At 63.2% G+C, this 26033-nt stretch carries 24 protein-coding genes; 15 read left to right on the top strand and 9 right to left on the bottom strand.

What is annotated here, in order from left to right; all coding sequences use genetic code 11:
* Positions 1-2 precede the first annotated feature (2 nt).
* The 8 genes from KY465_RS01600 to KY465_RS01565 all read left to right on the top strand — a co-directional run bounded on the left by KY465_RS01600 (position 3) and on the right by KY465_RS01565 (position 8939).
* Positions 3-1637 carry a GMC family oxidoreductase gene (locus KY465_RS01600; RefSeq protein ID WP_219157747.1) on the top strand — a complete coding sequence of 545 codons (1635 nt, stop codon included), beginning with the start codon at positions 3-5 and terminating at the stop codon, positions 1635-1637.
* Complete coding sequence (locus tag KY465_RS01595; RefSeq protein WP_219157745.1) at positions 1634-1993, top strand: NIPSNAP family protein; 360 nt, start codon at positions 1634-1636, stop codon at positions 1991-1993. Before KY465_RS01600 ends, KY465_RS01595 begins: the two co-directional genes overlap by 4 nt.
* Positions 1990-3036, top strand: a complete 1047-nt coding sequence (locus KY465_RS01590; protein ID WP_219157743.1) for a BMP family ABC transporter substrate-binding protein — start codon at positions 1990-1992, stop codon at positions 3034-3036. The genes KY465_RS01595 and KY465_RS01590 overlap by 4 nt, the downstream gene beginning before the upstream one ends.
* Before the next feature lie 8 nt (positions 3037-3044).
* Entirely contained in the window at positions 3045-4643 is a 1599-nt protein-coding gene (locus KY465_RS01585; protein WP_346432581.1) for an ABC transporter ATP-binding protein, read from the top strand.
* Positions 4640-5671: an ABC transporter permease gene (locus KY465_RS01580; RefSeq protein WP_219157741.1), complete on the top strand. Its 1032-nt coding sequence runs from the start codon at positions 4640-4642 to the stop codon at positions 5669-5671. Before KY465_RS01585 ends, KY465_RS01580 begins: the two co-directional genes overlap by 4 nt.
* Positions 5672-5675: 4 nt before the next feature.
* Positions 5676-6563, top strand: coding sequence for an ABC transporter permease (locus KY465_RS01575; protein WP_219157739.1), 888 nt, complete (start codon positions 5676-5678; stop codon positions 6561-6563).
* A complete protein-coding gene (locus tag KY465_RS01570; RefSeq protein WP_219157737.1) occupies positions 6560-8080 on the top strand; it encodes an amidohydrolase family protein in 1521 nt (506 codons plus the stop codon). Before KY465_RS01575 ends, KY465_RS01570 begins: the two co-directional genes overlap by 4 nt.
* A 139-nt stretch (positions 8081-8219) precedes the next feature.
* Positions 8220-8939, top strand: coding sequence for an outer membrane protein (locus KY465_RS01565; RefSeq protein WP_219157735.1), 720 nt, complete (start codon positions 8220-8222; stop codon positions 8937-8939).
* Positions 8940-9040: 101 nt separating this feature from the next.
* Here the strand turns inward: KY465_RS01565 and KY465_RS01560 are convergent, their stop codons facing one another.
* Both KY465_RS01560 and KY465_RS01555 read right to left on the bottom strand, forming a co-directional pair.
* On the bottom strand, positions 9041-9958 hold the full coding sequence (locus KY465_RS01560; RefSeq protein WP_219157733.1) for a mechanosensitive ion channel family protein: 918 nt from the start codon (positions 9956-9958) through the stop codon (positions 9041-9043).
* Between the two features lie 136 nt (positions 9959-10094).
* Positions 10095-10709, bottom strand: a complete 615-nt coding sequence (locus KY465_RS01555; RefSeq protein WP_219157731.1) for a DsbA family protein — start codon at positions 10707-10709, stop codon at positions 10095-10097.
* A 251-nt stretch (positions 10710-10960) separates the two neighbouring features.
* Here KY465_RS01555 and KY465_RS01550 point away from each other — a divergent pair, with 251 nt between their 5' ends.
* The 3 genes from KY465_RS01550 to KY465_RS01540 all read left to right on the top strand — a co-directional run bounded on the left by KY465_RS01550 (position 10961) and on the right by KY465_RS01540 (position 13546).
* Positions 10961-11932: a 1-phosphofructokinase family hexose kinase gene (locus tag KY465_RS01550; RefSeq protein WP_346432580.1), complete on the top strand. Its 972-nt coding sequence runs from the start codon at positions 10961-10963 to the stop codon at positions 11930-11932.
* 69 nt (positions 11933-12001) lie between these two features.
* Positions 12002-13027: a Fe(3+) ABC transporter substrate-binding protein gene (locus tag KY465_RS01545; protein ID WP_219157726.1), complete on the top strand. Its 1026-nt coding sequence runs from the start codon at positions 12002-12004 to the stop codon at positions 13025-13027.
* Between the two features lie 93 nt (positions 13028-13120).
* Positions 13121-13546, top strand: a complete 426-nt coding sequence (locus KY465_RS01540) for a Rid family hydrolase (protein WP_219157724.1) — start codon at positions 13121-13123, stop codon at positions 13544-13546.
* On the opposite strand, the gene KY465_RS01535 is transcribed toward KY465_RS01540, so the two are convergent.
* Positions 13507-15180, bottom strand: a complete 1674-nt coding sequence (locus KY465_RS01535; RefSeq protein WP_219157722.1) for an ABC transporter permease — start codon at positions 15178-15180, stop codon at positions 13507-13509. The genes KY465_RS01540 and KY465_RS01535 overlap by 40 nt on opposite strands.
* 190 nt (positions 15181-15370) lie before the next feature.
* On the opposite strand from KY465_RS01535, the gene KY465_RS01530 reads away from it, so the two are divergent.
* Positions 15371-15709, top strand: a complete 339-nt coding sequence (locus KY465_RS01530; protein ID WP_219157720.1) for a protein tyrosine phosphatase family protein — start codon at positions 15371-15373, stop codon at positions 15707-15709.
* Positions 15710-15750: 41 nt separating this feature from the next.
* On the opposite strand, the gene yghU is transcribed toward KY465_RS01530, so the two are convergent.
* The 6 genes from yghU to KY465_RS01500 form a co-directional block, all read right to left on the bottom strand.
* Entirely contained in the window at positions 15751-16602 is an 852-nt protein-coding gene (gene yghU / locus KY465_RS01525; RefSeq protein WP_219157718.1) for a glutathione-dependent disulfide-bond oxidoreductase, read from the bottom strand.
* 114 nt (positions 16603-16716) lie between these two features.
* Positions 16717-18390 carry a thiamine pyrophosphate-binding protein gene (locus KY465_RS01520; protein WP_219157716.1) on the bottom strand — a complete coding sequence of 558 codons (1674 nt, stop codon included), beginning with the start codon at positions 18388-18390 and terminating at the stop codon, positions 16717-16719.
* A complete protein-coding gene (locus KY465_RS01515) occupies positions 18387-19583 on the bottom strand; it encodes a CaiB/BaiF CoA transferase family protein (protein ID WP_219200728.1) in 1197 nt (398 codons plus the stop codon). Before KY465_RS01515 ends, KY465_RS01520 begins: the two co-directional genes overlap by 4 nt.
* Entirely contained in the window at positions 19576-20400 is an 825-nt protein-coding gene (locus KY465_RS01510) for a TerC family protein (protein WP_219200725.1), read from the bottom strand. Before KY465_RS01510 ends, KY465_RS01515 begins: the two co-directional genes overlap by 8 nt.
* A gap of 392 nt (positions 20401-20792) precedes the next feature.
* Positions 20793-21002: a cold-shock protein gene (locus tag KY465_RS01505; RefSeq protein WP_219157714.1), complete on the bottom strand. Its 210-nt coding sequence runs from the start codon at positions 21000-21002 to the stop codon at positions 20793-20795.
* A gap of 288 nt (positions 21003-21290) precedes the next feature.
* Positions 21291-22238 carry an alpha/beta hydrolase gene (locus KY465_RS01500; protein ID WP_219157712.1) on the bottom strand — a complete coding sequence of 316 codons (948 nt, stop codon included), beginning with the start codon at positions 22236-22238 and terminating at the stop codon, positions 21291-21293.
* A gap of 119 nt (positions 22239-22357) precedes the next feature.
* Between KY465_RS01500 and ettA the strand changes: the two genes are divergently transcribed.
* From ettA to KY465_RS01485, 3 genes are all read left to right on the top strand, one after another.
* On the top strand, positions 22358-24007 hold the full coding sequence (gene ettA / locus KY465_RS01495) for an energy-dependent translational throttle protein EttA (protein WP_219157710.1): 1650 nt from the start codon (positions 22358-22360) through the stop codon (positions 24005-24007).
* Between the two features lie 118 nt (positions 24008-24125).
* Entirely contained in the window at positions 24126-24785 is a 660-nt protein-coding gene (locus KY465_RS01490) for an MOSC domain-containing protein (protein ID WP_219157708.1), read from the top strand.
* A gap of 192 nt (positions 24786-24977) precedes the next feature.
* Complete coding sequence (locus KY465_RS01485) at positions 24978-26033, top strand: ArsR/SmtB family transcription factor (RefSeq protein ID WP_219157706.1); 1056 nt, start codon at positions 24978-24980, stop codon at positions 26031-26033.

Genomic DNA, 26033 nt, shown 5'->3' with positions numbered 1-26033 from the left:
TGATGACCCGGACCTATGATTTCATTGTGGTGGGAGCCGGATCCGCCGGCGCGGTGGTGGCCAACCGGCTGAGCGCCGACGGACGCCACAGCGTATTGTTGCTGGAAGCAGGTTCGAAAGATCGCAATCCGCTGGTGCGCCTGCCGATGCTGATGGGCAAGCTGTTTCATTCCGGCCTTTACAACTGGCACTACCATACCGAGGCAGAACCGCATCTGAACGGGCGCAAGCTGTACTGGCCGCGCGGCAAGGTGCTGGGCGGTACGTCGACGATCAACGGCATGATCTATGTGCGCGGCAACCGGCACGACTACGACCGGTGGGCCCAGCTTGGCCTGCCGGACTGGAGTTACGACAAGGTGCTGCCGGCGTTTCTGCGGTCGGAAAGCAATCCCGAGCGCGGTGATGGCGCATACCATTCCACACGGGGCGAACTGACGGTCTGCCGGGCGCGGTCGAGCAATCGACTGTTCGACACTTTCATCAAAGCCGGCGAACAGGCTGGACTGCCCTTCAACGACGACTTTAACGGAGCCACACAGGAGGGGGTCGGGCGCTACGACTTCACCATACGCAAAGGCCGCCGCTGGTCGACCTCTTCGGCGTTTCTGAAGCCGGCTTCCAGGCGGCCCAATCTGACAATCCTGACGGGAGCTCATGTGGACGGGCTAAGCCTTGAGGGGCGGCGTGTGACGGGCGTCACCTGGTCGCGCGACGGCCGGTCCGAAAGCGCGCAGGCGGCGCGTGAGGTCATTGTTTCGGGGGGTACGGTGAATTCACCGCAACTGCTGATGCTGTCCGGCATCGGTCCGGCCGCGCATCTCAAGTCGCATGGGATTACGGTGCGCCACGACCTGCCGGGCGTCGGCCAGAATGTTCAGGACCATGTCGATTGCGTGATGAGTTGGGAATGTTCGCAGCCGGTCACACTCTACAGCGATCTTCGCGCCGACCGCCTGGCGGTGTCGATGGTCCAGGCGATGCTTTTCGGCACCGGGATCGTGACGACCTTTCCCTATGAGGGCGGCGCCTTTCTCAAGACGCGAGAAGGCCTTGAGGCTCCGGACGTGCAGCTGCATTTCATGCCGGCCCTCGAAAAGACCGCAAATCTCAATTTTCCCAATCCGTTCCGCAGGCAGCGGGTGGAAGCGAACCACGGGCTCACCATGCGTGTCGGTCCGGTCAATCCGGCCAGTCGCGGCGCGATCGAACTGGCGTCCGGCGATCCCTTCGCGGCGCCGAAAATACGGCCGAATTATCTGGCCGATGAATTTGACATCCGCACCATGATCGATGCCATCCGCAAGACGCGGGACATCCTGTCGCAACAGGCATTTGCGCCTTTCAAGGGTGCCGAACTTGCTCCCGGCGCAGCAGTCGACAGCGACGATGAGCTGACGGCGTGGCTGCGGGCAACGGCGATGACCACCTTCCACCCGGTCGGCAGCTGCAAGATGGGCGTCGACACCGATCCCATGGCGGTGGTCGATGGCCGGTTGAAGGTGCGCGGCATTGATGGCCTGCGCGTCGCGGATGCATCGATCATGCCCATCATTTCTTCCGGCAACACCAACGCGCCCGCCATCATGATTGGCGAGCGGGCTTCCGATTTCATCCTTGAGGACGCACGCGCATGATTATCGAACACCGTACCTACACCTTCCGGCCCGGCACCGTGGACGGCTGGATGGAGAAATACCGGTCACAGGGCCTGCCGGTGCAGAAGCGGCATCTCAACCGCTTCGTCGGTCTCTGGCAGTCCGAGATAGGTCGGTTGCACACGACAATCCTCGTCTGGGCCTATGACAGTCTTGCCGACCGGGAAGCAAGGCGGGCGGCCATGTATGCGGATCCCGCCTGGAAAGAATTCATCGCGTCGGTCTGGGCGCTCGACGCGATCACTTCGCAGGACGTCATGATCATGGCGCCTGCCGATTTCTCCCCAACCCCAAAAATAATACCGCCCACCACAAGAGAGGAACAACTCAAATGAGCATCAACACCAAAGTGCCGATTGCCGTTGGCCGCCGTCAGGTGATCCTCGGCGTTGCCGGAACCCTCGCAGCGAGCGCGCTATACGGCGCCCTTCCTGCCCAGGCGGCCGGTGGCCTCATCGCCCTCGTGCACACCCAGGCGGCCGGGGACGCAGGGCCTGTCGATTCGATGATCGCAAAGCTGAACGCGTTTGCCGAAGAGCACGACATGACGGCGCGCGCCATCTATGCCGAAGATCCCTCGACCTACGAGACGATCTTCACCTCACTGGGCGAGGCAGGCGCGAAAATCGTGGTTTCGACCTTCAACGAGGTGGCCGAGCCGTTCCGGGCAGTCGCACCGAAATTCCCCGATACGAAATTCATCCAGCTCTTCGGTGATCCGTTCGAGCCGAAGATCCCGAATGTGGCGACCGTCTCCTACGATTATTATCTCGGTTGTTATCTGTCGGGAATATTCGCAGCCCGGGTGTCGCGGTCCGGCAAGCTCGGCTTTATCGGCGGCATTTCCATTCCGCCGATCAATGCGGACTATAACGCCTTCAAGGCCGGCGCACAGTCTGTCAATCCGGATCTGACCGTTGCCGTCGCCTTCGCGGGCAGCTTCCAGGATCCGGCGAAGGGACAGGAAATCGCCACGCAGATGTTCTCGGATGGCGTGGACTTCATCCAGACGGATGCCGCGGCGACCGATTTCGGTATCATCGCCGCTGCCGGCGAGAACGAAGGTCGGGTCGTCTCGACCCTCGATCCGGCACAATTCCCCCTCGATCCCAAATCGGTGATCTCGATTGTCGGTCTCGATTTTGGCGCTTCGCTCTACAACGAGGCGACAAAATCGCTCGAAGCGGACTGGAGCGGCGGACATGAGGCAACGGGTCTGGGGACTGGGGTCATCGATTTCATCCCTTCTCCCCTGTTTGCCGAACAAGGTCCGGAAGAGCTTCGGAAGATGGCCCAGGTCGCCCTGGCCTCCGTCGAAGAGGCGCGGGGCAAGATCCTCGATGGTTCCCTGAACGTGCCGTTCAACACCAGTCTCTGAGGCGGGGCGTGAAAGCGGAGCAGCACACTGAGGCAGGCGTCACGGCGCCTGCCTTGGCGGCCGAAGCGGTAACGGTGCGCTATGGCGAGGTCACGGCGCTGTCGGCCGTTTCGACCCGGTTCGAGCCGGGGCGCATTCATGCGGTGCTCGGCCAGAACGGTGCTGGCAAGACGACGTTTGCCCGCGTGGCTGCCGGGTTGGTGCCGCCGGCGGAAGGAGCGGTTACCGTGTTCGGCAGGAGGCTGGCGGGCGGTGATGTGGCCGAAGCACGTGGCGCTGGCGTTGAACTCGTGCATCAGAGCTTCGCATTGCCGCCCTCTTTCACGGTGGCCGAGGTTCTGCAATTTGTCGGACCCAAGGCCGGCCTGTTTACAAAGCGCGGGATCGAGCGACACTGGCAACGCTGGCTGGACGGGCTGGGTCTGGGCCTTGATGCGCGCGCCCGCATCCGCGATCTTCCAATTGAAATGCAGCAATCGGCCGAAATCGCCAGAGCGATGGTTTCAGACGCGCGGCTGCTGATCCTTGATGAACCGACTGCCGTCCTGTCACCGAAAGGAACCGAGCGGCTGTTCGCGCGTGTCCGCGAACTCAAGGCCCAGGGCGTGACGATCATGCTCGTCTTGCACAAGATTCGGGAGGTTCTCGCCATCGCCGATACGGTTACCGTGCTTCGCGGTGGTGAGCTTGTCGCAGGACCTGTGGAAGCACAGGATCTGACCTCCGAGACGCTGGCGGAACTGATTATCGGGGAAGCCGCGGCGCGCCTTGATGCCAGCGACCGCGCCGCCCTTGTCGGCGCCGGCGCGCAGCACCAGCCCGATCAGGGGCGGCCCGATGCGCCACCCGCCGTGGTCTTGAAAGGCATTTCCACGGCGTCGAATACGCGCGGCAATGGCCTGAGCGAGGTGGATCTTACGGTCCGTTGCGGTGAAATTGTTGGTATCGCCGGTGTCGAGGGCAACGGACAGCGTGAATTGGTGGCGGCCATTGCCGGCCTCGAGCCTTTGACGGCAGGCGAGATTTCTCTGGCTGACCAGCGTATGGAGACCGCATCTTTAGCGGCGCGGCGCGAGGCCGGGCTGCGGATCATTCCATTCGAACGCAACGTGGAAGGGCTGTCCCTTTCAAGCCCGCTATGGGAAAACTGGGGTGCCGCGCAACTTGTCGGCGGCTCGCTTCTGGCATCGGTGCGGCCACGCAATCTGCAAAGATCCGCCGAGGCCGCCTTTCAGGCCTGGGACGTTGTGTTCAGCAATACCGCCCAGCCGGCCGGATCGCTTTCGGGCGGCAATGCACAAAAGGTCATTCTCTCGCGCGAGATGGACCCGGGGGCCAAGCTCATCCTCGCGGCGCAGCCGACACGCGGTCTCGACATCGGCGCAACAATGGCGGTGTGGAAGGCGCTGCGCCAGGCGCGCGGCGAGGGGGCCGGAATATTGCTGGTGTCGTCCGACCTCGATGAGTTGTTCGACATCTGCGATCGCGTCGCGGTCATGGTCTCGGGCCGGGTGGTGGCCGAATTTGCCCCGCCATGGGACCTCAAGGCGGTCGGGCGGGCGATGACCGCCGCAGGACAGCAACCCGCCCTGGAGGCAGTGCCATGAGCGGACGTCTGGTGCCTGTCCTGCAGACCGGAGCCTTCATTGTGTTGGCTCTGGTCCTGTGCAGTCTGATTTTCCTGTCCGTCGGCCTCTCCGCCACCGGCACATTGAGCGCCATTATCGACGGCGCATTTTTTCGCCCCAACGCCCTCAATCACATTTTGCGCTGGGGTTTGCCGCTGCTGATCACCGCGGTCGGCGTGATCATCAGTTTTCGCGCCGGCTACTTCAACATCGGGGCCCAGGGGCAGTTCTATCTCGGAGCGATTTGCGCCGCCTTCGCCGCCGAGTGGCTGCGTGGCAGCCCGGCCTTGGTTGCCGTACCCATCTGCCTTCTGGCCGGAATGGCCGGCGGCGCGCTGTGGGCCCTCTGGCCGGCCCTGTTGCGGGTCAAGGCCGGGGCCGATGAGGTGATCACGACGATGATGGGCAATTTCATCGCTGCGCAATTTCTCGTGCATGTCACTTCCGGCCCGCTGAAGGATCCGGCCGGGTCGGGGCAACAGGCCTCCTCGCGTCCGATCGATGCGGCCTGGCGCATCTCGGAGTCAACGGGAAGTTCGCCGATCATCATCGCCATTGCCGCGCTGGTGGTGGTCTTCGGCTGGTGGCTGGTGAACCGGACTTCATTCGGCATCCTTTCCGGACTGGCCGGACGCAATCCGGTGATGGTGACCTGGCAGGGCGCCAAGGTGCAGCGCATTGCCATCAGTGCCTTCCTGCTGTCCGGCGCGCTCGCAGGACTCGCCGGTTCCGTTGAACTGATGGGGCCGAATGGCCGGCTGGCGAGCGGTTTTCTGCCGGACCATGGCTTCACCGCGATCCTGATTGCCCTGGTGGCGGGCATGTCGGTCATCGCGGCAACGCTGGTTGCGCTGTTTTTCGGGGCGCTGACATCCTCGGGTCTGTGGCTGCCGATCATGACCGGCCTGCCTTCGGCGGCCATCGACATCATCCACGCGTCGATTGCTCTTTTCATCACGGCGAAAGCGGGGGCCCTGCGCGGCCTGCTGAGCTGGTTCAGGAGGTAGAGGCATGGAAGATCTGATCGTTGCCTTCCTGCGTTCCGGCACGCCGCTGGTTTACGTCGCCCTGGCCGGTGTCATCGCGCAGCGCGCCGGTATCTGGCATCTCGGCCTCGAAGGGATGATGATCACCGGCGCCTGCGCCACGATCGTCGGCATCGTTTTAACGCAGTCGGTGATGGTGGGTCTGTTGTCCGGAACGATATTCTGCTGCCTGCTGGCACTTTTGTTCTGGTTCGTCGTGGAGGTGCTGAAAGCCAATCAGATCATTGCCGGGCTCGGTCTTTCCGGACTCGGTCTTGGCGGCACGGCGCTGGCGCTGACCGCCATCTTCGGAAGCGAAGCGGCGGTCAGCGCACCGGCCGGCCTGCCGCGGCTGGGACCGGCGTTTGGCGCATTCGGCGGACTTTCGGTTCTGGTCGCGGCGATGCCGCTGGTGGTGTTCGCCTGCTGGGTGCTGCTCTGCCGCACCCGTTTCGGGCTGCGCCTTTCGGCCTGTGGGGAACACGCGTTCGCAGCGCGGGCGACCGGCGTCAGCCCGGGTCTGATGCGGCTCATCGCGCTTTTGCTGGGCGGGCCGCTCTGTGCGCTGGGCGGTGCGGAACTGGCGGCGGGCAGCCTTCAGATCTTTTCCGTCAACATGACGGCAGGCCGCGGCTTCATGAGTTTTGCAGCGGTCATCTTCGGGGCCGGACATCCGGTCGGCGCAACTCTTGCCGCCTTCTTCTTCGCATTCGTCGGGGCGCTGGGCATTCGCGCGCAACTTGCCTATGGAGACCGGATCCCCAGCAGTCTGCTGCTTGCCCTGCCTTATGTCGCAACGGTCATCGGCCTCTGGATCTCGGCCCGCACGCGCGGCGGACATGCAACGACGAGCAGGGAACTGGGGCAGCAATGAGCAGCCGCGAGGCCGAGATCATCCTGATCCGCGGCGCCGACGTTCTGACCATGGCGGCAGGCGAGGAGATCCGGCCCAGCCGCGCCGATGTCCTGATCGAGAGCGGGCGGATCACCGGGCTTGGCGCAGATCTTGCCGTTCCCGCCGGCGCCGAGATTGTCGAGGCGGCCGGGCGGCTCGTCATGCCCGGCCTCGTCAATGCGCATCTTCATTCGAGCGAAATGTTCCTGCGTGGGCGCTATGAGCGGCTTCCCCTCGAAATGTGGCTCTGCTGGTCCTATCCATTTTTCGGCCTGGAACCGCCGGATCTCGAACTGTTGCGTTTGCGCAGCCTGCTTGTGGCGATGGAATCGCTGCGCTCGGGCGTGACGATGATCTCCGATGATTTTTTCGATCCGCCTGCGCATCATCTTGCCCGGCTGGGAACGGTCTTCAGCGCCTATGACGAAGCGGGCATTCGCGCCAATGTCTCGAGCGGGCTGATGAACCGGCCCTATCTCGACACGCTGGCCTATGGACGGGAGGTCTTCCCGGCCAGGGTGCAGGCGCAACTGGATTTTCCGCTGACCGGAGCGGATGAATACACCACCTTTTGCGAGGCGGTCTTCCGCACTTTGCACAACAGCGGTGATGGACGGCTGCGCTACATGCTGGCGCCCTCCGGGCCGCAGCGCTGCACCGTCGAACTGATGCAGGCCTGCCGTGATCTGGCGCGGCAATGGCAGGTGCCCTACCATACGCATGTGCTGGAGACCCGCACGCAGGCGGTGACGGCAGACAAATTGTTTGGCGGATCCATCGTGCGCTACATGCATGAGCACGGGCTGCTCAATCCGAACGTGTTGATGGCGCATGCTGTCTGGATAACCGACGAGGACATCGCGCTGATGGCCGATGCGGGTGTGTCGGTCTCCTGGAACATTCTCGCCAATCTCAAGCTCGGATCCGGTCTCGCGCCCGTCCGGCGTCTCCTCAATGCCGGCATCAACGTGGCGCTTGGAACCGACGGCGCGTCCTCCAACGACACGCTGCGCCTGTTCGATGTGCTGCGGGCCGCAGCCCTGGTGTCCTCCGCCACGGCAAAGGGGCCCATGGCAGGTCTGTCGTCCGGCGAGGTCCTGCATGCGGCGACGCTGGGGGGCGCGCAAGCGGCGATGCTGGCGGAGACCACCGGTTCGCTGGAAGTGGGAAAACAGGCCGATCTGATAATTCTCGACCTGTCGCACGGGACGGCGTTCACGCCGCTGTCGGATGTCGTCAATCAGCTTGTCTATTGCGAGAACGGCAGTTCGGTTGAAAGCGTCATGGTGGATGGGTGTTTCGTCATCCGCGACGGGAGCTTCACCCGGCTGGACGAGGCCGGGATTCTTTCGGAAATGCGCGCCCGCATGCCGGCTTTCCTGCGCCAGCATCAGACCACCGAAGCCATGAACAGCTTTCTGATCCCTCTCTTTCAGGAGGTCATTGCGCGCTGTGACAGGGTGCCGGTCGCTGCGGAACGATATCTTCCCAGCTAGCGTGGCGTGCGCGTTTCTGCTATCGAATGTTGCGAAGGGGCAATATTGGCATTTATTCCGGCCGAGTAGGCTGAGGAAGCCGCGTTTTCATTGCGGGTATTCTCAAGCGGGAACTGGCTGAGAATTCGAGGATAAAATGATGCTTTTTCGTCTTTTGGCCCCTGCATGTCTTCTTCTGTTGCCCTCGACTGCCAGTGCCCAGGAGGCCGGAGGAGCCGGCTATGACTGGCGCGGCAGCTATGTCGGTATCTTTGCCGGCTGGGCGCACAACCGCACGACGGCGACCGACATTTCCGGTGAGGAATATGGCGGAGGATCGGTCGGTGCGACGATGAGCCTGTCAGATGACGGTTTCATCGGTGGCGTGCTGGCGGGCTACAATTTCCAGCATGGGCAATTCGTGTTCGGCCCGGAGTTCGAATTCGCCGGCCTGTCGAATGATGAAACCCGGGTGATCAACGGCGACGATGGGCTGCGCACCATCTATGATTTTTACGGCAGCCTCGCCGGGCGCTTCGGCTACGCTTTCGATCGCACCTATGTTTATGGCAAGGGCGGACTGGCTTTTGCTCGCATCGAATCCGCGGGCGGAGAATATGACGGCGTCGGTTCCGAAGACAGCGGCGGTTTCGGCGGGTTCGATGGCAATGAAACCGGTACTGGTGACACGACCCGCTTCGGCTGGATGATCGGCTTTGGCGCCGAGCATGCGCTTACGGAGGAGTGGCGTGTGAAAGCTGAATACTCCTATGCCGATTTTGGCAGCGAGACCTACGACACGTTCATCTCGGGGACCCAGCCCTTCGCCTTTGATGATACGTTGCACACGGTCAAATTCGGTCTCATTCGGCGCTTCTAAACACACCGCGCAGCCCTTGCTGGCGGTCGCGCCTGCGGAATTCGCCCGACATCTGGCGAATCCGTTGCGCTGTGAAGTCCGCGCGACGCGGCCGGGCGATCTCAGTTCGATCCCGCGCCCGTCGTTATCGGGCCATCCGCCCCAGCCTCGCCTTTTCCCCTGATTTCCACTGGTTGCGCGCCGTCGGTGGGGTAGAAATGCACATCGCGCTGCGGGAAGGGAATGTTGATCCCCTTGGCGTCGCAGGCCTGCTTTGCCCGTTTGATCAATTCGCGGCTGGCGACCCACCAGTCGGCGCTTGGCATCCAGATGCGGGTGACGATCTCGACAGCGCTGTCGCCGAGATTGTTGACATAGATGAACGGCGCCGGATCGGTCAGCACGCGCTCATCGCCTTCGACCAGTTCGCGCATGGTCTGCATGGCCAGATCGATGTCGTCGTCATAGCCGATGCCGACCACGAGATCGAAGCGCCGCTTGTTGTGATAGGAAAAATTGGTGATCTCGTTGCCCCAGACGCTGGAATTGGGCGCCAGCACATACAGCCCGTCGAGCGTTTTCAGTTCGGTGGCGAACAGGCCGATCTCCTCGACGGTGCCGGAGACCGAGCCGGTGTCTATGAAATCGCCGATCTTGAAGGGCCGGAGAAACAGCAGCATCACTCCGGCGGCAATGTTCTGCAATGTCCCCTGCAGCGCCAGGCCGATGGCGAGGCCGGCGGCGCCGAGTGCGGCGATGATCGACGCTGTCTGGATGCCGAATTGCTGCAGGACCATCACCAGAACGAGGGTCAGGACGGTGTAGCGCGCGACATTGGCGAGGAATTTGGCCAGCGTCGTCTCGCCGCGATGGCTGACGAGGCGGTAGACGGCACGCTTGATCCAGCCGGCGATGAAGAAACCGATGATCAGAATGATGATGGCGCCAAGCACGGAGAAGGCATAGGTGGTGACGATCTGGGCGATGCTGGCGGCGACGCCGGCGGTCGCGGCCTCAATGTTGTCGGTGTCGAAATTCATGCTGGAAGAAGGTCCTTGATCGGCGAAGGTGAGGATGGTGCGGCAAGCCTAACGTGATCGGCGGCGGTGCGATAGACGTCTCAGCCTGCAAGCGGACGGGCGGGTTCAGGCAGATTCGGAGGCCCCGGTGTCCGGATCAGCCGCGGGCCCGGTCTATCGCCCGTTTCAGGGCCTCGCGGTCGAGCACCCCGGGATAGGCTGTCCTGCCAATGACGAAGGAGGGTGTGCCGATAAATGCGAAGGCCTCTGCCTGGTGCCAGTTGCGGGTCAGCAGATTGCCGATGCGATCGCTCTCGGCATTGACGACGCCGCGCAACGCCTCGATGTCGAGGCCGGCGGTTGCCAGCGATGACAGGATGGACTCGCTGGTCAGCGCCCCGCTCTGCGCCATCAATGTATCCATGGCGCGCCGGTAGTGTCCAAGGCGGGCAGAGCCGAGAACGGCCTGTGCCGCGAAGACGGAGGCCGGGCCGAAGACCGGCCAGTCCTTCTTCACCAGACGCACGCCGCCATCCTGTTCAACAACTTGCATGGTTTCGGCGTGGGTGCGCTTGCACCAGGAACACTGATAGTCGAAAAACTCGGCAATCTGCACATCGCCTTGCGGGTTGCCGAGCACCGGCGCATCGGCGTCGAAGAACAGCGCCTGCGGCGCGACCGCCGCGGTGGCGGCATGGCCGGGTCGCAGTCCCGGTAGCCAGGTTGCAGCTGCCGCGAGGGACGCACCAGCCAGGATTGTTCTACGCTTCATTTCCGGCCCCTGAACCTGCGGCATCTCAGGTGCCGCCTTGCTGTTTCCGGTTTCGGTTCTCCATTGGGAATGGCCGGCTGTCAAATCGTGCCCGCACACATTTCGGTGAGAAGCGGGCGTGGCCGCGCCATTATTGCGCCGTGCGGGGCAGCATGGCACAGCGTGGTGACTGCAACGAAGTGACCGCTGCCGGCGTTGCATTCCCGATAAACCGGGGGCGCGCCGCGCCATCCGCCTCGGAAGGAGGTTTCGTGACTGATATTCTCGCTATCGCCCTCAATCCGACCATCGATGTGTCCAGTGACACCGGACGGATCCATCCGACGCGCAAGGTGCGCACCGGCCGGCAACGCTGGCATCCGGGTGGTGGCGGCGTCAACGTGGCGCGCGTCATTGCCATGCTCTGTGAGCGCAACCCTGCGCAAGGGGCGGCCAAGGTGCGCAGCGAACTGGTGTTCTTGTGCGGCGGTCCGACCGGAGCCTTGCTCAAGGAACTGCTCGCGGATGTGCCGGTGACCCTGAGCCCGGTGATGATCACTGAGCCGACGCGGCTGGCCTTCATGGTCTTCGAGAAGGACACCGGTTCCGAATACCGCTTCGTGCCGGAAGGACCGGAAGCGAGCTCTGCCGAACTGGAGGCCGCGATCGACAAGGTGCGCGAGCGCAGAGCCGGCTATGTCGTGGCCAGCGGCTCGCTGCCGCGCAATGCGCCGGCCGACACCTATGCACGGATGGCGCAGATCACGCAGGAGAATGGCGGGCGATTCATCCTTGATGCCAATGGTGCAGCGCTCAGGTCGACGCTGGAACAGAGCCCGGTGTTTCTCGTCAAGCCAAGCCGCGGCGAGCTGGAGGAACTGAGCGGCGGCGATCTTGACGACGCGGGCGTTGAAGAGGCGGCGCGCCAGATCACCCGCGAGGGCAAGGCCGAATATGTCGCCGTGACGCTTGGCCGCGACGGGGCGTTGCTGGTCAGCAGGCAATCGGTCATCCGGCTGCCGGCACAGAATGTGGTGGTGCGTTCAGCGGTCGGCGCCGGTGACAGCTTCGTCGGCGCACTGGTGTGGTTTCTCAGCCAGGGCCAGTCCATCGAAGCAGCCTTTCGTTTCGGGGTTGCTGCCGGTGCCGCTGCGGCGCGCACGCCAGGAACCGAATTGTGCCGTGCCGACGAGGTTTTCAAACTTTACAGCGAAGCCGGGCACAAAGATGACGCTGGATATTGACAGCCTGCCAGAGCGCTCTTAAAAACCTGACAACGATAGTCATGTTTAATCGTCTGAAGGAGTTCTCCGATGAATCTGCGTTCCGCCGCCGTGTGCACCTTTCTGTCTGCCGTCTCGGTACTGGCCGTCAGCCCGGCCTTCGCCGACGGCGAGGTCAATATCTATTCGGCCCGCCACTATGATGTTGACGAGAAGCTGTATGCGAATTTCGAGAAGAAGACCGGCATCACGGTCAACCTGATCGAGGGCAAGGAAGACGAGCTGATCGAGCGTATGAAGGCGGAGGGCGACAACAGCCCGGCCGACATCTTCATCACCGCCGATGCGGGCCGGCTGTGGCGCGCCGAGCAGGCCGGATTGTTCTCGCCGGTGCAGTCGGAGGTTCTCGAAGCGCGGGTTCCGGCGCATCTGCGCCACCCGGAGGGTCACTGGGTCGGTCTGTCGACACGGGCGCGGGTGATCTTCTACGACAAGGCTGAGGTCGAAAATCCGCCGCAGACCTACGCGGCGCTGGCCGATTCGCAATATGAGGGGATGGTCTGTGTGCGCTCGAGCAGCAATATCTACATGCTGTCGCTGCTGGCCTCCTACATTGCCCATCATGGAGAGGCGGAAGCCAGCGAGTGGGTGGCCGGTCTGAAATCGAACCTGGCGCGCGAGCCGCAGGGGGGTGATACCGACCAGCTGCGCGGCATCGTTTCCGGCGAGTGCCAGATTGCCGTGGCGAACACCTATTACTTTGCCCGCGGACTGGCCGAGGACGTCTCCGGCCTGTCGAACGGTATCGACAAGATCGGTGTCGTGTTCCCCGATCAGGATGGCAACGGGACGCATGTCAACATTTCCGGTGCCGGCATCACCGCGCATGCGCCAAATCGCGACAATGCGGTGACCTTCCTCGAATATCTGACGTCCGACGAGGCGCAGTCCTTCTTTGCCAACGGCAACAACGAGTATCCGGTGGTTGAAGGCGTGGCGGCTTCGTCATTTGTCGAAAGCCTCGGCGACTTCAAGGCCGATGAACTGAACCTCAATGCGCTGGGCGAAAATCAGGCCCGGGCGCAGGAAATCTACAACGAGGCGGATTTCAAATAGGCTGACATTTCCAGTCTCAATTCGCGATGTAACGGCCGGTGTCTTCACCGGCCGTTTTTCGTGCTAGGTTCAACCTCCCGAGAAAGGCATGTGATGACCTGGCAACGGCGGCTGATTTCGAATGGCAATCCGATGGAAACGGTGGTCGGTTTCAGCCGGGCAGTGCGCGTCGGACCGTTCATCGCGATCGGCGGAACCGCACCGGTGGCGGCGGACGGGAGCACGGTCGGGATCGGGGATATCACCGCGCAGACGCGTCGCTGTTTCGAGATCATCGGTGCCGCGCTTGCCGATGCCGGATCCGGGTTCGACGACGTGGTGCGCACGCGGATCTTGCTGACCGATATCGAGAACTGGCGTGCGGCGATCGAGGTGCGCAAGGCGTTCTGCCTGACCGCGCGTCCGGTCGACACGATCATGGCCGTCAGCGGTTTCGTCAATCCGCAATGGCTGGTCGAGATCGAGGTTGATGCGGTGTGTCAGACGGCGGGAACGCCGCCGTCCTCGGACGGCAGCTGACCGGCGCGCGGCCGCCCGGAGCGGCCGATCGAGTAACACAAGAGAATAACCGGCATCAGGCCGAAGGCGACGATCATCAGCGACGGGATCGCGGCCTGGTTGAGCCGCTCATCGGAGGCGAGGCGATAGGCCTGAACGGCGAGCGTGTCGAAATTGAACGGCCGCATGATCAGGGTGGCCGGCAGTTCCTTCATGACATCGACGAAGACGATCAGCAGGGCAGTCAGCAGGCTTGGCCGCAGCAAGGGCAGGTGGATCTGCCAGAGCATGCGCCCGGCTGTGCGGCCCAGCGTGCGTGCAGCGGCATCGATGTTCGGCCGGATCACCGATATGCCGGTGTCGAAGGCGCCAAGCGCGGCGGCGATGAAGCGCACCATATAGGCAATGACGAGAATGCCGATGCTGCCGGTGAACAACAGCCCGGTCGAGACGCCGAAAACGGCTTCCGCGAAATCGTCGATGGCATTGTCGAGATGCGCAAAGGGGACCAGCAGCCCGACGGCGATGACCCCTCCCGGCACCGCGTAGCCGATGCCTGCGGAGGCGGCGGCGAAGCGGGCGGCGCGGCTGGGCGCGATGCGGGCACAAAAGCCGATGAGCACCGCGGCCGCCACGGTGAGGGCGGCAGCGATTGCGGCCAGGGTCAGGGAATTCTCGATGTAAGCGACGTAGCGGCGCGAGAGCCAGTCGTGACCGGAGGACACGGCCATGTCGATCAGCACGACGAGCGGGATGGCGAAGCCGACAAGAACAGGCAGGGCACAGGCCGCAAAGGCCAGAGCCGCACGACCGCCGGTCAGGACATGACGTTCGCTGGCCTCGAAGCGCGAACCGGCCGGGTAGCGCTTGGCGAGGCCGCGCTGGGCGCGCTCGAGAGTGGCAAACAGCAAGGCGACAGCCAGCAGACACAGGGCCAGCTGCGAGGCGGCGAGGCGATCCCCCATGGAAAACCAGGCACGATAGATGCCGGTGGCGAAGGTCTGAACACCGAAATGCGCCACGGTGCCGAAGTCAGCGATGGTCTCCATCAGCGCCAGGATGACGCCGCCGGCAATGGCCGGGCGGGCCATTGGCAGGCTGACGCGCAGAAAGGCGCTCCAGGGCGGGTGGCCGAGCGTGCGGGCAGCGAAATAGGCGGTCGGCGACTGGCGCAGAAAAGCAGCGCGGGCGAGCAGGTATACGTAGGGATAAAGAACGAAGGTCAGCATCGCCGCCGCCCCGCCCAGGGAGCGTATCTCGGGAAACCAGTAATCGCGCGGTCCCCAGCCGGTGACCGTGCGCAGCCAGGTTTGCACCGGGCCCGGATGATCGAGAAGATCGGTGTAGGCGTAGGCGAGCACATAGGCGGGGAAAGCCAGCGGCAGGGCCAGAGCGATCTCGAAGGTGCGGCGAAATGGGAATGCGCAGACGGAGACCAGCCAGGCCGCGCCGGTTCCGATCACGGCGGTGCCGATCCCGACGAGAATGACCAGCAGCAGCGTCGTTACCGCATAGCCGGGCAACACCGTGCCGGCGAGGCTGTTCCAGGTCACCAAGGTGCCGGATGCCGCGGCGATGGCCACCGCGAGGATTGGTGCCAGGCAGATCAGCGAGATGACCCAGGCGGCCGTCTTCAGTGCGCGTTCGCCGAACAATACAAAGCCCTTGTCATGCGTGACCGAGGCGCCGCCGTTCGTCCGGCTGCGCCCGTAAATCTTGAGTATGTCATGCAGGTTTTAGCGTCAACCGAGATGGCCGATCTCAGCTCGAAGCCAGCGCATTGATTGACGGCAGAGGGTCCGCGCCGTAAATCAGGATCATATTTCAACAAGAGGTGGAGTTGCCATGGACGTCCGTCCGATCAACGAGGAATATGCGGTCAGCGGCCAGATCAGCCCCGAGGACCTTGAGGAGATCAAGGCCGCCGGATACCGTTCGATCGTCTGTCATCGACCCGACGATGAGCAGCCCGGACAACCCAGCTTTGCCAGCGTCAGTGCGGCCGCCGCCGAACTGGGCCTCGAGGCCCGGCACATCCCGATCGGCCAGACCGGGGTGACCGCCGAGGCGGTGCAATCGATGGTCGATGCGCTCGATGAAATGGAGCGCCCGATGCTCGGTTATTGTCGCTCGGGCGCGCGTTCGACGGCCTGCTACCAGCAGACCGCTCACCTGCGCAATTAAACAGATGCCGGATGCCCGGCCGCAAAAGCGCGGCCGGATGTTCAGTCGAGCTTCAGCGCATCCAGATCGGCTGCCGAATGGCGCTCGCGAATGGTCTTGCCGTCGTCGGAGTTCTTGTTGACGGCGTTGCCGCGCTTGACGCCGGGGCGGGCGGCGATCTCGGCTTCCCAGCGCAGGACGTTCTTGTAGGACTCGGTTTCCAGGAAGGTGGCGGATTCGCCGTAGGCGCCACCGGTGGCCAGACGGCCATACCAGGGCCACACGGCCATATCGGCGATGGTGTAGTCGTCACCGGCGAGGAAGCGGTTGTCGGCAAGGCGGCGGTCGAGGACGTCGAGCTGGCGCTTGACCTCCATGGCGAAGCGATCGATGGCGTATTCGATCTTCACCGGCGCATAGGCGTAAAAATGCCCGAAGCCGCCGCCGAGATACGGGCCGCTGCCCATTTGCCAGAACAGCCAGTTGAGCGCTTCGGTGCGTTTGGCCGGATCGTTTGGCAGGAAGGCACCGAATTTTTCGGCCAGATGCAACAGGATCGAACCGGATTCGAAGACGCGCAGCGGCGCTTGTCCGGAGTAATCCATCAGGGCCGGAATCTTCGAATTCGGATTGACGTCAACGAAGCCGCTGGAGAACTGATCGCCCTCGCCGATATCGATCAACCAGGCATCATACTCGGCGCCCTTGTGGCCGGCGGCCAGCAGTTCCTCGAACATCACCGTGACCTTGACGCCGTTCGGCGTGCCGAGCGAGTAGAGCTGGAAGGGATGCTCGCCGCGCGGCAGCTCCTTGTCATGCGTCGGTCCGGCGATCGGGCGGTTGATGTTGGCAAAGCGGCCGCCGCTCTCCTTGTCCCATTTCCAGACTTTTGGCGGGGTGTATGTCTCGGTCATTGGAGATCCTGTCGCTTTAACTCTTCGGGGAGGATGGGGCGCCGAAGCCGGCTCGGTTCAAGACTATGCAAACAGACAGATAGGAAACGCCAATCGCTGTTGCAACCACGCGCGCTAGGGGCGCGCGGCATCACGGATATCGGAGAGCGTGCGGGCCGGGGTGATGGCCTCCGGGTCCTGGCGGATTTCAATGATTGCCGGAAGGCCGGACTGGCGGGCCCGTTCGAATGCCGCTGCGAATTCGCCGGAGGTTTCGACTGTCTCGCCATGGCCGCCAAAGGCGCGCGCATAGGCGGCGAAGTCCGGATTGGTCAGGCCGGTGCCGCTGACACGGCCTGGGTAGTCGCGCTCCTGGTGCATGCGGATGGTGCCATACATGCCATTGTTGACGACAATGACGATGATCGGCAGGCGGTAGTGCACAGCCGTGGCGAACTCCTGACCGGTCATCAGGAAGCAGCCGTCACCGGCAAAGGCGATGGTCAGGCGCTCGGGATTGGCAAGCACCGCGCCAATGGCGCCGGGCAGTCCGTAACCCATTGAACCGGAGGTCGGCGCCGCCTGGCTGGCGAAATTGCGGAAGCGGTGGAAGCGATGCACCCAGGTGGCGTAATTGCCGGCACCATTGGTGAGGATCGCGTCGGGCGGCAGGTTGTCTTCCAGCCATGCCATCACGGCGCCCATCTGCACCTTGCCCGGCCCTTCAAGCGGCGGTGTCGACCAGTCGAGATAGGCCTGGTGCATGCGTGCCGTGCGCTCGGCGCGCGCCGGGTTCGGCTCATCAAGATCGAGCGCCGCAAACGCCTCGGCAAAGCTCGCCGGATCGGCGCAAATGGCGAGAGATGGCTGGTAGACACGGCCCAGTTCGCCGACATCGGCGTGCACATGGATCAGATCCTGCGCCGGATAGGGAATATCCAGGAGCGTATAGCCGGAGGAGGGCATTTCTGACATGCGGCCGCCGACCAGGACGATCAGGTCTGCAGTTCTGACTTCCTCGGCCAGAGCCGGATTGATGGCGATGCCGACATCTCCGGCATAAGAGGGGTGCAGATGGTCAAACAGCATCTGCCGGCGCAAGGAACAGCATATGGGCAAAGCGGCCTTCTCGGCCTGTGTCTCGATGGCACCCTTGGCCTTTGCCGTCCAGCCGGATCCACCGAGGATGATCAGCGGGCGCTCGGCGCGGTCGAGGCGGTGCGCCAGGTCACTCATCTGCGAGGGCGCCGGAGGGATTGCCACCGGCGGGGCGGCGCGCGGCACCACCGGGCTCTCGACGACATCGCGCAGCATATCCTCGGGCATGGACAGGACCACCGGTCCGGGCCGTCCGGACGTGGCGACGCGAAAGGCGCGCGCGAGAAATTCCGGGATGCACGCGGCGTCGTCGATCTCGGCCACCCATTTGGCATATTCGCCGAGTGCGCGGCGGTACTCGATTTCCTGGAAGGCCTCGCGCTCGCGCGCGTCGCGCTGCACCTGGCCGATGAACAGAATCATCGGCGTGGAGTCCTGCCGCGCGATGTGCAGCCCAGCGGTGGCATTGGCGGCGCCGGGGCCACGCGTGACAAAGCAGATGCCCGGCCGTCCCGTCATCTTGCCCCAGGCATCGGCCATCATCGCGGCGCCGCCTTCCTGGCGGCAGACAATGGTTTCGATCGTGCTGTCGTGCAGGGCGTCGAGCACTGCGAGATAGCTTTCGCCGGGAACGCAGAAGGCATGGCTGACATCGTTGGCGGCAAGACAGTCGACGATCAGCTGTCCGCCAGTGCGCTTGTTCTCGGTCATTGATCCTCGTCCAGTTCTTTTCCAGCTTTCGCGCCAAGTTCGGCCAGCACCTCCTCCGTGTGTTCGCCGAGCCTCGGGCTGGGGCGGTCATAAACAAGCGGAGAAGCAGGCAGCAGGATCGGCGCGCGCACGGCGGGAATCGCGGTTCCATCCCGGTCCGCAATCTGCATCTGCAACCCGCGCGCCTTGATCTGCGGGTCGTCGAACATTTCGGCAATCGTGTTGATGGGGCCGGCGGGAACCGCGTGTGCTTCGCAGGCGGCGAGAAACGCGGCTTTGGTCCAATTGGCAAGACGGTCGATCAACTCTGCACGCAGCCGCTCGCGTGATTTCACACGCAGCGGATTGGTGGCAAAATCGGGGTCGGATGCAAGGTTCTCGGCATCAAGAAGGGCGCACAGGCGCTGGAACTGACCGTCATTGCCGACCGCCAGGATGACGTGTCCATCGGCAAGCGGAAACACCTCGTAGGGCGCAATGTTCATATGGGCGTTGCCCATCTGGATCGGGGCGATGCCGGAGACGAGATAGTTGAGATTCTGATTGCCGAGAATGCCGGCCTGGGTATCCATCAGGGCCATGTCGATGTGCTGGCCGGCGCCGGTTTGCTCGGCGTGGCGCAGGGCGGCCTGGATGGCAATGACCGCATAAAGCCCCGTGAAGATGTCGGATATCGCCACGCCGGCCTTTTGCGGCTCGCGATCTTTCTCGCCGGTGATCGACATCATGCCGGCCATCGCCTGGATGATGAAATCATAGCCGGCGCGGCTGGCATAGGGGCCAGTCTGACCGAAACCGGTGATCGAGCAGTAGACGAGACGCGGGTTGAGCTTTCTCAGGCTGGCATAGTCGAGCCCGTATTTCGCCAGGCCGCCGACCTTGAAGTTCTCGATGAGAATGTCGGCATCGGCGACGAGCCGGCGCACGGTTTCGGCGCCCTCGGGCGTTGCGATATCGACGGCGACCGAGCGCTTGCCGCGATTGGTGGAATGGTAATAGGCGGCGGACAGGTTCTCGCCGTTGGCGCCGCTGACGAAGGGCGGTCCCCATTGCCTTGTGTCATCACCGCTGCCGGGCTTTTCGATCTTGATGACATCGGCGCCAAGATCGGCGAGCAACTGCCCGGCCCAGGGGCCGGCGAGGATGCGGGCCAATTCGATGACCCGCACGCCTTTCAGCGGCGCGTCAGACACTCTGCGGACCGTCGTCGTCCAGCTGATCGACAAGCATGCGCCTTTTTTCCTGCATCAGCTTGCGCTGGTAGCGGCCCTGAACGATCTCGATGAGCACCATGGTGACCAGGACGAAGTAGAAGGTGGCCTTCGACATGGCGACGATGTCGTAGCCGAAGAAAGCAAGATGGGCGAGATGGCCGCCTTCGCTCATCAGCATGATCCCGACAAGCAGCAGAACGAACAGGCCGACCACTTCATACATGCGGTTGCGCTTGAGGAAGTTGGCGACCGTATTGGCCATCAGCACCATCAGGATGCCGGAGACGACGATTGCGGCGGTCATGACGATGAAGTTCTGCGTCAGGGCCACGGCGGACAACACGGTGTCGAACGAGAAGACGAGGTTCATGGCAACGATCAGGAACAACGCCTTGTTCACGGACCCCGGGCCGCGGCGCTCGCTGCTCTTTTCGTGCTCCTCGAGGCTCATCATGTGGGTGATTTCCTTCAACGCCGTGTAAATCAGGAATACGCCGCCGGCGAGAACGATGAGGGCATGACCGGAGACCTCTCCCTTGACGATGCCGCCCCAGTCCACGGAAAACAGCGGCTCCTGGAACATCTCGATCAATTGCAGGACGATGAACAGCAAGACAATACGCAGGACGAGGGCGAGGATGATCCCCCAGCGGCGCACCATGGCCTGGCGCTCGGGGGCCACGCGCTGCGCCTCGATGGAAATGTAGAGAAGGTTGTCGAAGCCGAGCACCGTCTCCAATGCGGTCAGCACCAGGAAGGTGATGAGATGTTCGACGGAGAAGAGTTCAGCCAGCATGTCCACGATGCCATTCCTTTTTATCTGCGATCACTGTCGGAGAAAGGGTAGGGCGCGATCGAAATATAAACAGGTTCGCCTTGATCAGAGGAGGTTGTCTGAATGGCTACACCACGTCTCGATGGGCTGGCAAGCCGCAAAATCGGCGGCGTTGAGAGACGGGTCATTGGTAGAAAGTGGCGCAGGGTGTGGAGAAACAGGCATGAGAGAAGCGGGATAGGTGATGTCTCCTGGTGAGGTGCCCCTCGGGTGCCGCCACGTGGAAAAAAGACAAGAAAAAAGGCGGGGGATGAACCCCGCCTTCCATCTGCGCCGCGCGCTATCGCCTTGTTCAGCGGCCTGCCTGCCAGTACATCCGTGACTTGACAGGCGCGAACCGGCGTCAGCGCATATTAGGCGGCGCTGAGATTGTCTGCAGCCGACTTGCCCGAGCGCTTGTCCTGCACGAGCTCATAGTTGATCTTCTGACCATCATTGAGCGTCTGCATGCCAGCGCGCTCGACGGCGGAGATGTGGACGAAAACGTCGTTGCCGCCTTCGTCAGGCTGAATGAAGCCGAAGCCTTTGGTGGAATTGAACCATTTAACGGTACCGGTAGCCATTTTGCGTGTTCCTTTGACTGCAAGTGCTGGCGTTTGTCCCTGACTGCTTTGGCTGTCTGCCTGGTGCAACCGCGGACGGTGGTGTCGAAATCAGGGTAGAAGAAACGTCAGACTGCGCAAAACGCAAAAATAGTCGTTCGGTGTCGTTCGGCCGAAAGTTCGATTGGACATAGATGGGCTATAATCGTGTCCGAAACAAGACCCCGGCCAAAATTGTTTGCGGCGACCGCTCGCAGCGCCGACCGCCGCCGGGGTCAGCGGCGCTGTCCTGGCCTGCGCAAACGACGGTCATTGCCGGCGCACGACGGTGTCGGCCCAGTCGGCGAACAGCAGCATTGTTTCGGTGCGATTGATGTCGTTCAGGCTCTCATGGCGGGTGTCGGGCAAAATGGTCAGGCTGACATCGTTCTGTCCGGATTTTTGCAATTGTCGGGCCAGGGCCTGTACGGCGGCTCCATTGCTGGTTGCCGGATCGGCAGCGCCGCCGACAAGCTGGACCGGAAGGCCGGGCGGGAGCCGATCGAGGTTCTTCGGGCCGGCGGCGACCAAAGCAAAAACGTCGCGCCACAGGCTGACGGTCGGCTCGAAGCCGCACAGCGGGTCATCAATATAGGCCTGCACCTCGGCCGGATCGCGGCTGAGCCAGTCGAAGGGCGTGCGGGCATCCGGCACGGCCTTGCCCCAGGCCTCGAAGGTCAGGCGCGGCAAAATGCGGCTCGGCACATCGGAGCCGAGGAAAAAGCGCTCGGTGGCAAGAATGGCACGCGCGGCAATGGCCGCAGCTCCGGCGTCGAAATTGGCGTTCCAGACCGCCAGCCCGTCTAGGTTGCCGGGATGCTGCTCGGCGTAATTCAGCGCGATGAGGCCGCCCATGGAATGACCGAAGCAGATGACCGGCAGTCCGGGATGCGTACGGCGGATTTCGGCATGCACGGCGGCAATGTCGGCAAGCACCTTGGCGACCCCGTCCTCCCTGGCAAACAGGCCGGGGGCGGCGTCCGGTGCACGGGTGCCGCCATGGCCGCGGTGGTCATGGGCGTAGACATGATAACCCCGCGCGGCCAGAAAGCCGGCAAAACGCGCGTAGCGCGCGGCGTGCTCGGCAAGGCCATGGTTGATCTGCACGATACCACGCGCTTGACCAGACGCCGGCGCAGCGGCCGGGCAATGGCGCAGGGCAAGCGTCGCGCCGGTCGGGCTGACAAAGGGGGTGGCGGGGAAGGGCGTATTGGTCATTGCGCCAGATGACGGGGCGGGCGCGCTTTCGTCAAGCGGGCTGCCATTGCACCAAGATGCCAAATCGCCTAAATGAGCGGCAGATTTTCCCTCGCATTCTTGTGGAGCACGCGCGCACCATGGCACGCCAGTTCATCTATCACATGTCCGGCCTGAACAAGTCCTACGGCTCGAAGAAGGTTCTCGAGAACATCCACCTGTCTTTCTACCCGGATGCCAAGATCGGTATTCTCGGACCGAACGGCGCCGGCAAGTCGACGGTGCTCAGGATCATGGCCGGGCTGGATAACGAATATACGGGCGAGGCATGGATCGCCGAGGGGGCGACGCGCGGCTACCTGCCGCAGGAGCCGCATCTCGATGAGTCGAAAAACGTGGTCGAGAATGTCATGGAAGGCGTCGCCGGCAAGAAGGCGATCCTCGACCGCTACAATGAATTGATGATGAACTATTCCGACGAGACGGCGGACGAGGGTGCGCGGCTGCAGGACATCATCGATGCCCAGAACCTGTGGGATCTCGACAGCCAGGTGGAAATGGCGATGGAAGCGCTGCGCTGTCCGCCGGCGGATGCCTCGGTCGACAAGCTGTCGGGCGGCGAAAAACGCCGGGTGGCGCTGTGCCAGTTGCTCTTGCGGCAGCCGGACCTGCTGCTGCTCGACGAGCCGACCAACCATCTCGATGCCGAGACCATTGCGTGGCTGGAAAAGCATCTGCGCGAATATCCCGGCTCGGTGCTGATGATCACCCATGACCGCTATTTTCTCGACAATGTCACCGGCTGGATTCTCGAGCTCGATCGCGGGCGCGGCATTCCCTATGAAGGCAATTATTCAGCCTATCTCGAAGCCAAGGCCAAGCGGATGAAGCAGGAGGGCCGCGAGGAGGCGGCCCGGCAGAAGACGCTGTCGCGCGAACAGGAATGGATCGCCTCTTCGCCGAAGGCGCGGCAGGCCAAGTCGAAGGCGCGCATCAGGGCCTATGACGAACTGGTGCGGGCCGCCGATGCACGGCGTCCCGGCGAGGCGCAGATCGTCATTCCGGCAGGCGAGCGCCTGGGCAACACGGTGATCGATGTCGAGGGCATCTCGAAAAGCTACGGTGACCGGCTGCTGATCGACGACCTGAGCTTCAAGCTGCCGCCCGGCGGCATTGTCGGCGTCATCGGCCCGAACGGCGCCGGCAAGACGACCCTGTTCCGGATGATCACCGGCCAGGAAGAGCCCGATTCCGGATCCATCACGGTCGGGGAGACGGTCGATTTGTCCTATGTCGATCAAAGCCGCGACGCGCTCGACGCCAACAAGACCGTCTGGGAAGAGATTTCCGGCGGCAACGATGTGCTGAAGCTCGGCAAGCATGAGGTCAACAGCCGCGCCTATTGCGGCGCCTTCAACTTCAAGGGCGGCGATCAGCAGCAGAAGGTCGGCACGCTGTCGGGCGGCCAGCGCAACCGCGTGCACATGGCGAAACTTCTGAAAGAGGGCGGCAATGTGCTGCTGCTCGATGAGCCGACCAACGACCTGGACACCGAGACTCTCGGTGCGCTGGAAGAAGCGCTGGAGAATTTCGCCGGCTGCGCGGTGATCATCAGCCATGACCGCATGTTCCTCGACCGGCTGGCGACCCACATCCTTGCGTTTGAAGGCGACAGCCATGTCGAATGGTTCGAAGGCAATTTCGAGGATTACGAGGCCGACAAGATTCGCCGGCTGGGTCCCGATAGCGTCAACCCGAAGCGGGTGACCTACAAGCGCCTGACGCGCTAGAGGCGCACCTTCAGCGGCGGCGATGTTCGATCACCAATGTTGATTGGTGCATCACGCCGCCGCGTTCTATGAGATTCGCATCGCTCCCGGTGGGGGGAGCCAAGGGGGATCTGCCGCGATGTACAATCGTCCGGGCGCGTTGCCAGTCGAATCGTTGTTTCCCGATCTGATGCCCGAGGCTGAGGAGCGGCTGCCGGAGATCGTTCCGGCACGGCGGCTTATGGCTGCGGCGACCCGCCTGATGGCGGCGCGCGATGGGCACATGCAGACTGCCGCGGTGGCGCGGCTGGAAGTCGATCTCGGCGGCATTGTCGGCGATCATCATTACGGGCATACGCGCCGATCCGGCGGGCGCGAGCCGTGGTATCCGCGTGGCACCGAGATGTGCAACGAGCGGCAGGTCAGCCTGGTCTGCGAGGCTGAGCTGGCGGTGATCGCGGCGGATATGGGCATTGCGCACATTGCGCCGGAATGGATCGGCGCCAACATGGCGATCGCCGGCATCCGGCAGTTTTCCTTCCTGCCGCCGCGCACGCAATTGTTCTTTGCCGGTGGCGTCACACTGCGGATCGACGGCATGAATGCGCCCTGCCGGCTGGCTGGCAGTGCCATCGCCGCGCGCTACCCGGAGCATGATGCGCAAAGCCTGGCGCTGGCCTTCCCGCGGCATGCGCGCCGCCGCCGCGGCCTGGTTGCGGTCGTTGAGAAAGCCGGGGTCATCGAGGCCGGCGAGGCGGTGAAGGTGCATGTGCCCGAACAATGGATCTACCGGCCCTGACCGTCACTTTTAACGTCTGCCTCCTTCCCTCATCGCAAATAATGGCTGAGCGACCTGTGGCCGATCTCGGCGCTTGATCGGTCGGGCCCGTGCGTGTGCCAACGGAACGCGTAAACGGAAAACGCCGCAGGACGACTTGCCTCTTTCGTCAAAATGACATAAAGATATGTTTATATCATTTCCGAGGTGTGCATGTCGTTGTCTTCCGCAGATTGGCCCGATGCAGAGCAGAACCGGGGTTCTCACCCCGGAACGCTCGGTCTTGAGCAATGCGTTGATGTCCTCAAGGCATCGGGCGAGCCGACGCGCCTGCGACTGATCGCGCTGCTGGCCTCCGGTGACTTGACGGTGTCGGAGATGACGGAAATTCTCGGGCAGTCGCAGCCGCGCATTTCGCGGCATCTCAAGCTTCTGGGCGAGGCGGGACTGGTCGAGCGTTACCAGGAGGGTGCCTGGGCCTATTTTCGTCTTGTCGGCGACGGACTGCGCGCCGGCCTGATCCGGCGCATCCTGGCGGCAATGACGCCCGACGATGCGGTGATCGAGCGGGACGGCGAACGGCTCAAGGCGATCAAGCAGGCGCGAGCGGACCGGGCGCAGGCTTATTTTTCCGCCAATGCCGACGGCTGGAACGAATTGCGCAAGCTGCACGTGCCGGAAGACGTGGTCGAAGCGGAGATCCTGCGCATCCTCGGGCGCAACCCGTTCAATGCTCTGCTGGATCTCGGAACCGGGACCGGGCGGATTCTCAACCTTCTTTCAGACCGGTACCGCCGCGGCATCGGTGTCGACGCCAGCCGTGACATGCTGGCGATCGCGCGCAGCCGGCTCGACGCATCGGGCGTCACGCATGCGTCGGTGCGTCAGGGTGACATTTACAATCTGCCGCTCGAACGCGAGACGTTCGATGTCGTTACCATCCACCAGGTGCTGCACTTCCTGCATGATCCGCTGCCTGCCATTCGCGAGGCGGCGCGCATGCTCAGTCCCGGCGGGCGGCTGCTGATCATCGATTTCGCGCCGCACAGCTACGAGGACTTGCGCAGCGAACATGCGCATGCGCGTTTAGGCTTCGCGCAGGAGACCGTCGGTGAATGGCTGACCCAGGTCGGCCTGGCGGTCGAGGAGATCGTTGATCTGCCGCCGCGCCCGGAGGATGCCGGCGAACTGACCGTTACGCTCTGGCTGGCGCGCGACCCGCGTCTGCTGATTGCCCAACCCACTTTTCTTGCGACAGGAACTGCCTGA

Source organism: Neohoeflea coraliihabitans, assembly GCF_019334345.1.
Lineage (GTDB): Bacteria > Pseudomonadota > Alphaproteobacteria > Rhizobiales > Rhizobiaceae > Pseudohoeflea > Pseudohoeflea coraliihabitans.
The sequence above is the reverse complement of the archived record's forward strand: the minus strand, read 5'-3'. Positions and strand labels throughout refer to the sequence as shown.